The sequence below is a fragment of the Paracoccus sp. FO-3 genome (assembly GCF_006386455.1).
In the GTDB taxonomy this organism is placed as follows: Bacteria; Pseudomonadota; Alphaproteobacteria; order Rhodobacterales; family Rhodobacteraceae; genus Paracoccus; species Paracoccus versutus.
This window is the reverse complement of record NZ_VCBQ01000147.1, coordinates 1-8809: the sequence shown is the minus strand read 5'-3', so window position 1 is coordinate 8809 and position 8809 is coordinate 1. Positions and strand designations below refer to the sequence as shown.

The following is an 8809-nucleotide window of genomic DNA, read 5'->3' as shown; positions in this document are numbered from 1 at the left end:
CCACGCCCAGCAGGACCGCGCCGGCGGGTGTCGCGCGGCCGACCGTGACCGGCGGCGGCGCCGGGGCCTCGGCCGGGATGCGAAAGGCGGTGCCGTCGGGAAACAGCCCCTCGGCCTCGGCGACGGCGACCTGCCCGGCCTCCAGCGCCGAGGGATCCAGCCGCAGCGCGACAAAGCCCCATGCCTGCCGCGGCCGCGTCCGCAGCAGCGCGCGCAGCTGGGCCGCGGCATGGCGGTCCTGCTGCTGGAAATGCTGCGGGCGCAGGAACAGGCCCTCGGACCAGACGACGCGGCTGCCTTCGGTCATGCGCTTTCCCTTCAGGCTGGAGCCATCACGACGCCGCCCGGCCCGGCGGTGACGGTGAAGCTGGCGGTCCCGGTGGGCGAGACGGCGGCCTTGGCGCGGGTGTTCTTGCCGGCCGGGTCGCGATAGCCGGCGACCACCGCCACCGCCGTCGTCGACGGGTCGAGCACCAGCGCCTTTTCGGCGCTGCCGCCGGGGGCCAGCGTGACCGTCTCGGCCTTGACCAGGTCGGCCCCCAGGGCGGCGGCGGGGTCTTGCAGCGCCAGCGTGTCGGCGGCGTCGAAGCCGGCGGTGCCGCGCAATTGCAGGATGTGCAGAGTCAGCGGCCGGTCGCTGCCGTCGGGACCGGGATTGACCCCGGCCGCGGCCGACATCGCCAGGTTGACCGAACCGGGCCCCTGCGGCCCGCCGCAGGCCGCCGTCAGCGCCAGCGTTCCAAGCCCGGCCAGCGTGGCCCGGCGCGTGAATAGGGGAAAGATCGTGGTCATGGCTCGCTCCTGTCAGGGGTTTCGTAGGCATCGCGGAATTCGGCGCCGACCTCGCCCAGGAAGCGATCCTCGGCGGCGCGGGCGATCTCGGCCCAGCGGGCGGCATAGGCGTCCCAGAGCAGCGCCGAGCGCCCGCCCGCCAGCAGCGCCCGCAGCAGCCCGGCATCGGCCAGCTGCGCCTCGATCGCCTCGGGCGAGAAGCGGTCGATCATCCGGCGCAGCGCCGCCTGCAGCCCGTGCCAGCTGCGCATCCGGTGGTCGGCAAGGTCGCGGAACGCCTCGGCGATGGCGGCGTCGGGGTCCAGGTAGCCCGCCCCGCGGGGCGCGACCAGCGCGGCCACCTGCTCGTCGGGCATGGCCAGGAATTTCAGCGGGTTGACCTGGGCTGCGCCCAGCGTGGTGCGGGCGACGCGCAGCGAGCCCTTTTCCTCGGCCCGCGCGCGCAGCAGCGCGACCAGCCCCTCGGCCAGCATGCGGTAGCGCCGGCCAAGCGCTTCCAGGTCCACGCCCTCGGCGCCCGACGGGTCCAGCCCGGCGCCGCGCAGGAAGGCGGCGGCCGCGTCGAATTGCGGCTGCGGGGCCGTGGGTGCAGGGGTCTCCACGACGGGCGCGGGATCGGGCTGGGGCGGTGTCGCGCCGGACGGCCCCCAGCTCCAGTCGTCGCCCGGTGGGGGCGGGGCTGCCGGTTGCGCGGCCGGCAGCGGGTCCAGCGTGAAGGGATCGTCGAAGCCGGGCGGCGGCGATGGCGGCTGCGGCGGCGCGAAACGGCCGGTCGTGCGCTCGAAGGGCTCGGGCAGTTCCGAGGGTCGCGGCGGCGGTGGCGGCGCCGGATCGCGGGGGGCGAAGAACGGGTNCCGCTGCGGCCCCCGCCACGGCCTCGACGGCCACGCCCAGCGTCACGTCGCCCAGCCGCAGCCGCATCCCGTCGCACAGCGCGGCGCTGCGGCCCGGTCCCAGCGGCTCGGCCGCCGCGTCGATGAACAGCCCGCCCGAGCTGGTATCGGTGACGGTCCAGCCCTCGGCCGTGGCCTCGACGATGCAATGGCGGCGCGAGACGAACATCTCGGGGTCGTCGATCTGCCAGTCGCAGCCCGGCTCGCGCCCCAGCACCGCCCGGCCGCCCTCCAGCCGCAGCTCGGGCCGGGGCTGGGGAACGGGGCTTGTGAGGACGGTGAGGCGCAGGGTCATCAGGCGGCCTGCCTTTCGTCCAGCGGCAGGCGCAGGTCGTCGCGGTCCCGCGCGGCCCCGTCGCCCAGCCAGCCGGTCCGCCCCAGCGCCATGCCCGCGCCCAGCCGGGGCGGCGGCACCTGGGGCGCGGCCAGCACCAGCCGCAGGTCGAAGCCGATCTCTTCGCCCATGGCAAAGCGCAGCAGGCGGCGCAGCGCCGCCCGTTCCGGGCCGTCCTCGGCCAGCCGGCGGTATTGCGCAAGGCCCAGCGGGCCGACGGTGATCTCGGCCCGCGCCTGCGGCTGGTAGACCCGCGGCCCCAGCATCGCGCCCCGGCCCAGCCCGGCATGGGCGCGGCCAAGGCGGCTGGCCAGGGCGGCGGGGATGTCCTGCCAATAGGGCACGAACTCGACCACCCGCACCGGCGTGTCCAGCAGGTCCGACAGCAGCGCGGCCAGCGTTTCGGGGCTGCGGACCTGGCTGGCCAGCCCGGTGGCGTGGCGCAGGACCGGCGCAGGATCGTCGAGCGCTTCGGCGATGCCGGGCAGGCCGAGGCCCGCCAGCGCCGCGATCATCGCCGCCAGCCGGCCCTCGCGCCCGTGGTCGGCGGCGATGGCGGGCTGCGCCTCGGCAAAGGCGCGGTAGTAAAGCGCCATCATCCGGTGCTGCAGCAGGTTGCAGAACTCCAGGAAGGCGCGATCCGCCCCCGGTTCCGGCAGGGCGGAGCCGGCGAACCAGCGTTCGGACATGCGTTCCAGCATGCGCCGGCTAAGGTGCAGCGGCATCGGGCCTTCGGGGCCGAAAAGCCCGGTGATCTCCAGCGCGATGCGGGCGGGGGCGTCGCCTTCGGCGGGGCTGAAGCGCGCGACCTCGCAGGCGGCGGGACCCAGGCGGATCTCTTGCCCCAGCCGCGCGGGCTCCTGCTCGGGGCCGCCGGCATGGCCGAAGCGGCGGCCGGGCGATTCCAGCCGGCGCATCAGCGCAAAGGCCTCGATGCCGGGGGGAGTCTCCGGCGTCAGATCCTGGGGCGCAGGCCGGGCCGCATCGGCCATGACATCTCCTCCTGTTTCTGCACAAGGCGGGTGCGGGTGCGCACGAAGCTGTTGACCGAGGCGTGGCGGGCGAACAGCCGGTCCAGCAGCGCCGGCAAAAGCAGCCGGCTGGCCCCGGCCAGCGGCGCCTCGTCGATTTCCAGCGTGATCTCGGTGCCGCGGCCGAAGGCCAGCGGGCCGGGCAGGTCCAGCCGCTCGATCACCGGGCGGCTGGCGACGGCGGCGACGGCGCGGGCGTGGCGGGCCAGCCGCGGATCGCCGCGGTCGGCGTAAAGCGCCAGCAGCGCGCAAAGCGGCGCGCCGTCGCGCCCGGCCTCGGCCAGCGACAGATGGCCAGAGGCAAGCTGCGCCACCAGCCGCCAGGTCAGCTCGTCCAGCCCCGCCGCGCCGCTTTGTCCGGCCATCGGCGGCGCGCCCGCCAGCGCCGGTTGCGGCCGGCGCATCGGGCCGACCAGATCCACCCGCATCACCGGCTCGCCGCCCTCGGGCGTCAGCCGCGGCGTGTCGTCCAGGATCGGCAGGTCGCGATTGGTGCAAAGCGCGCGGATGTCCAGCCGGCGCGGCATCCAGTCCCCGGCGCGCGAGACCGAGATCCACAGGTCGTGCCCGGCATGGGAACTGCGCATCTGGCCGCGCCGGATCTCGTCGGTGGCCGGCCGGCGGGGGCGGCGCTCGGCCCACCAGAGCGGGCCGGGATGGCGCGGCGCCTCGGGGGCATGGGCGGGGCAGAGCAGCCCGTCCGCGCCCTCGCGGTCGGCATCGGCGACGCGGACCAGGCGATAGACCTCGAAGTCGCGGGTGCGGGCGCGGTCGGGGTGGACCGGATGCGCCGTGGCCCGCGCGTCGAGTTCGACGAAATTGCATTCCTTCTCGAACAGGTTGACCAGCGGCACGGCGAAGAGCCGGAAATCGTCGCGGCCCAGCCCCTCCAGCAGCGGCTCGGGGCGGGAAAGCGGCACGGCAAGCTCCAGCGCCACGCCTTCGCCGCATTGCCGGGCGGCGGGGGCGAGCCCCTCCAGCCGCAGATAGTGAAAGCGTTCCGGCATCAGGAAATAGTCGCGCAGCAGCCGGAACCCCTCGAAGCTGGGGCGCAGGCGCGGGGTCAGCCCCTCGTCGTCGCCGGTGCCCACCAGGCCGGGCCGGCCGAGGGAAAGCGCTTGCGCACCCGGCCGGGCGGGACGGGCCAGCGCGCCCAGGCCGCTGCCGAAGATGGCGTCGAACAGCGCCCCCGCCCGCGCGCTGCCGGCAAAGCACAGGTCGAGCCTATCCAGCGCCAAGGCTGACAGCGCGGCCGGTCCCGTCGCGTGCAGGCCGATGCGGATGCCCGCCTCGGCCCCCGGCGCGGCAAGGCCGGCGGCGGCCAGCGCGCCGCGGTCGGGCAGGTAATCGGCCGCCGCCAGCGCCAGCGGCCAGAGCGTGACCGCCTGCGCGGTGGCATAGGTGGCGCGGGTGGCCAGACCTTCGCGCACGGCGGCGGTGAAGCGGCTGCCGCGCGGCACCGGATGCCCGGCCGCCATGGCCTGCACCTGCGGGCCGGGCTGCAGCACGCCGATGCCCATGGCCGGCCCCGGCGCGGCCAGGTCGGGCCAAAGCGCATCCAGCACCCCGGCGGCGAAACGCTGGCCCTCGGCCTCGACCTTCATCCGCGTGCGGGCGGCCAGGAAGGCCACGCCCTCCAGCAGCCGCTCGACATAGGGGTCGGGGCAGGGCAGGGCGTCCAGCGACAGGTTGCGCGCCACGTTGGGATGCAGGGCGGCGAATTCGCCGGCCAGCACCCGGATATGGTCCAATTCGGCCTCGTAGGCGGCAAGGAAGGCGCGGTCCATCAGCCCTCCTCCAGCACCGTGGCGGCGGCGCCCGTGTCGAGGTCGATGGTGGTCAGCAGCCGCAGCCGTTCGGGCGCGGGGGCCATCAGAAGCAGCCCCTCGATGCGCACGCGCAGGCCGGTGCGGGTGCCGGGCTGGACGGTGACGCGGATGGTGTCGCGGCGCAGGCGCGGCTCGAACACCGCCAGCACCTCGCGCAATTCGCGCGCCAGCGCCTCGTGGTCGAAATCGCCCGCGCGCCGCCCGGCAAAGGCCGGGACGCCGTAATTCAGCACCGAGGCGCGGACATGGGGAAAATCGGCCAGCATCTCGGCCGGATCCTCGGCGCCGCCGGCGATGCCGGGGGGTGCGGTGCGGCGCTCGGCCGGGGTCAGCAGATAGCGCACCTCCAGCCGCTCGATGCCGAACAGATCCTCGATGTCGCGGCGCACCGCCTCGCGCAGCACCTCGGGCGTGACCAGGATGCCGCGTTCCTGCAGGGCGGCGCGGCGGGCCTGCAATTGCGCCAGCGCCGCCAGGTCGCGCGCCTGGTCGGGGTCGAGCCCGTCCCGCCCCTCGCCCGCAAGCAGCGCCGCCAGCCGGGCGGGGCCGTGGCGGGCAGCCAGGGCCGCCTCCCGCCGGGCGAGCTCGGCCGTCATGGCGGGCAGGTCGTCGATCAGCCGGTCCCACAGGCTCGGCTGCACCTCCTCGCGCCGCGCCTGGAGGGGCGTGGCGGTGCGGGGGCGGTCGGGGGCGGGGCTGGCCATGGCGATCCTGCGCGCCTCGGGGCGGTCACTTGGCGGCCATCAGGTCGTATTCGACCTCATGCTCGTCGCCTTTCGAATGGTCGTCGGCCTGGACGACGTATTTGACGGCGATCTTCTCGAACGAGATGCCGATCTGCTCGGCGATGGTGTCGATCTCGGGTGCGGGCTGGTTCTGGCTCATCGAATAGGACGAGATCAGGCAATTGGTCATGGTGATGGTCAGGTAGTCCAGATGCGCCTCGCCCGAGTCCTTGCGGACGGTGAAGGTCATGGTCTCGAAGGCCTTGCCCTGCATGCAGGCCAGCGCCAGGTAGGGCGAGGCGGCGTCATACCATTTGTAAAGCGTCAGGTCGCTGACGGTGGCGCGCCCGCGCACGCGGCCAGACCCGGTCGCGGCCGAGCTTTTCTGCTCGGCCTTCAGGTCGGCGCCCCAGATGTCGATTTCGCCTTCGTGATCGGCCCGGCGCGATTCGCCGTCGATGCCGTCGATCTTGAGGTATCCGGTGAAAGCCATCTCACATCTCCCTGTTCGGCCTGTTCGGCAAGCCGGGTTTCAGACATGGCGGGGCCCGTCGGGGCCGCGTCGGGGGCCGCGCGCGCCCTGGCGCCCGCCGGCCCGGCGCCGCAGGGGCCGCCGCGGCCCCTGGGCAAAGCGCGTCACGGCCCCTTGACCGAGGGCAGCTCCGAAACCAGCCGCAGCGAGGCGTTGATGCCTTCCAGCTGGTAATGCGGGCGCAGGTAGAAGCGGGCGGCGTAATAGCCGGGCCGGCCCTCGACGCTGTCCACCTGCACCTCGGCCTTGGCCAGCGGCCGCTTGGCCTTGGCCTTGTCGTCGGCCATGGCGGTATTGGCCAGCACGTAGCGGTTGATCCATTCGGACAGCCAGACCTCCATGTCGGCGCGTTCCTTGAAGGTGCCGATCTTGTCGCGGGCGATGGCCTTGAGGTAATGCGCGAAGCGGCAGACCGGCAGCAGATAGGGCAGGTTCGCCGACAGCCGCTCGTTGGCCTGGGCGTCGGGATCGACCAGCCGCCCGGCGCGGGCCTCGCAATCCTGCAGGGTCTGCGCGCCCAGGAAGGCCGCGACATCGGTGTTCTTGCGGTGCAGGATCGGCATCAGCCCCAGCTTGGCCAGCTCATGCTCGCGCCGGTCGTCGATGGCGATCTCGGTCGGGCATTTCATCACCACCGAGCCGTCGTCGCTGGGGAAGGTATGCACCGGCAGGTTGGTGACGGCGCCGCCCGATTCCACGCCGCGGATCTGGCTGCCCCAGCCGTAAAGCTTGTGGCTGCGGTTGATGTTCACCCCCATCGGGAAGGCCGCGTTCATCCAGACGTAATGGTCGTGCTTGCCGTCGATCTCTTCGCGGAAGTCGAAGCCCTTGACCGGGATGGTGTCCGGCCCATAGGGCAGGCGCGCCAGCACCCGCGGCAGGGTCAGGCCGATATAGCGCGCGTCCTCGCTTTCGCGCAGGCTTTGCCAGGCCGCGTAGTCGGGCGAGGACGTGACCATCTTCAGGTCTTGCGGATTGGGCAGTTCCTGCCAGCTTTCCATGCGGAACAGCCGGGGCGAGGCCGCGGCGATGAAGGGCGCATGCGCCGAGGCGCAGATCCCCGACAGGTTGCGCAGCAGCCCCACGTCGCGCGGGTGGTGGCTGAATTCGTAATCGCCGACGATGCTGCCGAAGGGCGCGCCGCCGAAGCTGGAATATTCCTCGGTATAGAGCTTGCGGAACATGGGCGACTGGTCCCACATCTGCCCCTCGAAATCCTCCAGCTGGTCGGCAAGCTCGTCCTTGGTGATGTTCAGCACCCGGATCTTGAGCATGGTGTCGGTTTCGGTGTTGTTGACCAGGTAATGCAGCCCGCGCCAGCTTCCTTCCATGCGGCGGATCTCGGGGGCGTGCAGCACCTCGTTCATCTGCGTGGTCAGCAGCTCGTCGATGCCGGCGATCAGCGACTTGATCGAGCGCACGGCATTGCCGGAGATCGTGGCGCTGCCGGCCTTTTCGCGGGCGGCAAGGGCCAGGTTCGCGACCAGTTCGCGCAACTTGGCGCTGTCGTCCTGTTCCTTGACGCGGAAGTCCTTTTCCAGAAGCGTGCCGAATTCGTCCAGGTCGACGGCCTCGGCTTCGGCGGCGGTTTCGGTGCCCTTGAGTTCCTGTTCGGCCATGGCTCAGCCCTCCGTCCCGTCGCCGCCGGGGGCCACCGCCTGCTCGGCGACGCGGGCCAGCAGCGGCTCGTCGTTCAGAAGCTGGGCGATGCGCTTTTCGGCGCTGGCCTTGCCGTCCATGTAGCTCAGCAGTTCCTCGAGCTTGCGGCGCATCTTCATCAGCTCGGCCAGTTCGGGGATCTGCTCGGCGATGCGGTCGGGGGCGAAATCGCCCATGTTGCGAAAGGTCAGGTCCACGAACATCTCTTCTTCCTCCGCGCCGGCCTCCTCGCCCTCCTTGCGGGGCAGGCGGTTGGGGATGCGGGCGGTGACGCGGGGCGAAAGCGCCTCCATGAAGGCGGGGAAGCGGCCGGCATCCACCTCGACGAAGGACCGTTCGGCGGGCGGCTTCTGCGCCTCGCGCGAGGTGGACTTGCCCGCCAGATCCGCCATCACCCCCATGACGAAGGGCAGTTCGATGGTGGTCGGGCTGCCGTAATGCTCGACGTCATAGGCGATCTGCACCCTGGGGGCGCGATTGCGCTCGATTACCTTGGCCTTGCTCTCGCTCATCGCGGGTTACTCCCTGTCGCGGCGCCATCGCGGCGCCGGCCCCGATTGCGCCCTGCCGTCAGCGTCCCTTGTCCTCGGCCACTCCGGCGACATTGCGGAATTCCTTCATCCCTCCCGGCGCCAGTTCCTCCATCAGCTGCAGGAAGTTCATCGGCACCATCTTCTTCATCCGCCGCGCCAGATGCGGCAAAGGCGAGGCGGGTTCGTTGCGTTCGTAGAAATCGATGATCAGGTCGAGACAGGTCGCGACCTCGGCACGCGAGGCCAGCCTTGCCGGCAGGCCTGCCGATGCGGGCGCGGTGGCAACGGCCGCGGGGGCGGGCGTTGGCGCGGACGGTGCTGCAGGCGCATTGGCCTGCGCCTGCGCTGCCGGCTGCGTGGGGCGGCTGAACTGCGCCTCGGGGCTGGCCAGCGTCGCCGCCATCCGCTCCAGCATCCGGCGCAGCGCCGGGAAGCGGGTCGGCGGGTCGTCCCCGATGCGCGCGGCCAGGGCCGCCTCCAG

Annotated in this window: 10 protein-coding genes and 1 pseudogene; all 11 read right to left on the bottom strand. The window is 72.7% G+C overall.

The annotated features are described in order from the left end of the window. Positions 1-307, bottom strand: a 307-nt coding sequence (gene tssK / locus FE811_RS24365) for a type VI secretion system baseplate subunit TssK (RefSeq protein WP_181180955.1), incomplete at its 3' end; no start/stop codon positions are given. 11 nt (positions 308-318) lie between these two features. Next, positions 319-792, bottom strand: coding sequence for a type VI secretion system lipoprotein TssJ (gene tssJ / locus FE811_RS24360; RefSeq protein WP_116221959.1), 474 nt, complete (start codon positions 790-792; stop codon positions 319-321). Further along, positions 789-1589, bottom strand: coding sequence for a type VI secretion system-associated FHA domain protein TagH (gene tagH / locus FE811_RS28485; RefSeq protein WP_305034198.1), 801 nt, complete (start codon positions 1587-1589; stop codon positions 789-791). Before tagH ends, tssJ begins: the two co-directional genes overlap by 4 nt. A 166-nt stretch (positions 1590-1755) precedes the next feature. Next, a pseudogene (locus tag FE811_RS28480) lies at positions 1756-1854 on the bottom strand (FHA domain-containing protein); the annotation flags it as partial. Positions 1855-1979: 125 nt separating this feature from the next. Next, positions 1980-3011 (bottom strand): type VI secretion system baseplate subunit TssG, encoded by a 1032-nt coding sequence (gene tssG, locus FE811_RS24350; protein WP_116221961.1) that lies wholly within the window; start codon positions 3009-3011, stop codon positions 1980-1982. Beyond that, positions 2975-4837 (bottom strand): type VI secretion system baseplate subunit TssF, encoded by a 1863-nt coding sequence (gene tssF, locus FE811_RS24345; RefSeq protein WP_116221962.1) that lies wholly within the window; start codon positions 4835-4837, stop codon positions 2975-2977. Before tssF ends, tssG begins: the two co-directional genes overlap by 37 nt. Beyond that, positions 4837-5583, bottom strand: a complete 747-nt coding sequence (locus FE811_RS24340) for a type VI secretion system baseplate subunit TssE (RefSeq protein WP_116221963.1) — start codon at positions 5581-5583, stop codon at positions 4837-4839. Before FE811_RS24340 ends, tssF begins: the two co-directional genes overlap by 1 nt. Positions 5584-5608: 25 nt before the next feature. After that, positions 5609-6097: a type VI secretion system tube protein Hcp gene (locus tag FE811_RS24335; RefSeq protein WP_036760978.1), complete on the bottom strand. Its 489-nt coding sequence runs from the start codon at positions 6095-6097 to the stop codon at positions 5609-5611. 143 nt (positions 6098-6240) lie between these two features. Beyond that, positions 6241-7755 carry a type VI secretion system contractile sheath large subunit gene (gene tssC / locus FE811_RS24330; protein ID WP_116221964.1) on the bottom strand — a complete coding sequence of 505 codons (1515 nt, stop codon included), beginning with the start codon at positions 7753-7755 and terminating at the stop codon, positions 6241-6243. Between the two features lie 3 nt (positions 7756-7758). After that, positions 7759-8307: a type VI secretion system contractile sheath small subunit gene (tssB, locus tag FE811_RS24325; RefSeq protein WP_036760983.1), complete on the bottom strand. Its 549-nt coding sequence runs from the start codon at positions 8305-8307 to the stop codon at positions 7759-7761. A gap of 58 nt (positions 8308-8365) precedes the next feature. Then, positions 8366-8809, bottom strand: a 444-nt coding sequence (locus FE811_RS27680) for an ImpA family type VI secretion system protein (protein ID WP_370362702.1), incomplete at its 5' end; no start/stop codon positions are given.

Excerpts from the sequence above, each read along its gene's own strand:
- tssC (WP_116221964.1), bottom strand. The coding sequence starts at position 7,755 with ATGGCCGAACAGGAACTCAAGGGCACCGAAACCGCCGCCGAAGCCGAG.
- tssG (WP_116221961.1), bottom strand. The coding sequence starts at position 3,011 with ATGGCCGATGCGGCCCGGCCTGCGCCCCAGGATCTGACGCCGGAGACT.
- tssF (WP_116221962.1), bottom strand. The coding sequence starts at position 4,837 with ATGGACCGCGCCTTCCTTGCCGCCTACGAGGCCGAATTGGACCATATC.
- tssJ (WP_116221959.1), bottom strand. The coding sequence starts at position 792 with ATGACCACGATCTTTCCCCTATTCACGCGCCGGGCCACGCTGGCCGGG.
- FE811_RS24335 (WP_036760978.1), bottom strand. The coding sequence starts at position 6,097 with ATGGCTTTCACCGGATACCTCAAGATCGACGGCATCGACGGCGAATCG.
- tssB (WP_036760983.1), bottom strand. The coding sequence starts at position 8,307 with ATGAGCGAGAGCAAGGCCAAGGTAATCGAGCGCAATCGCGCCCCCAGG.
- FE811_RS24340 (WP_116221963.1), bottom strand. The coding sequence starts at position 5,583 with ATGGCCAGCCCCGCCCCCGACCGCCCCCGCACCGCCACGCCCCTCCAG.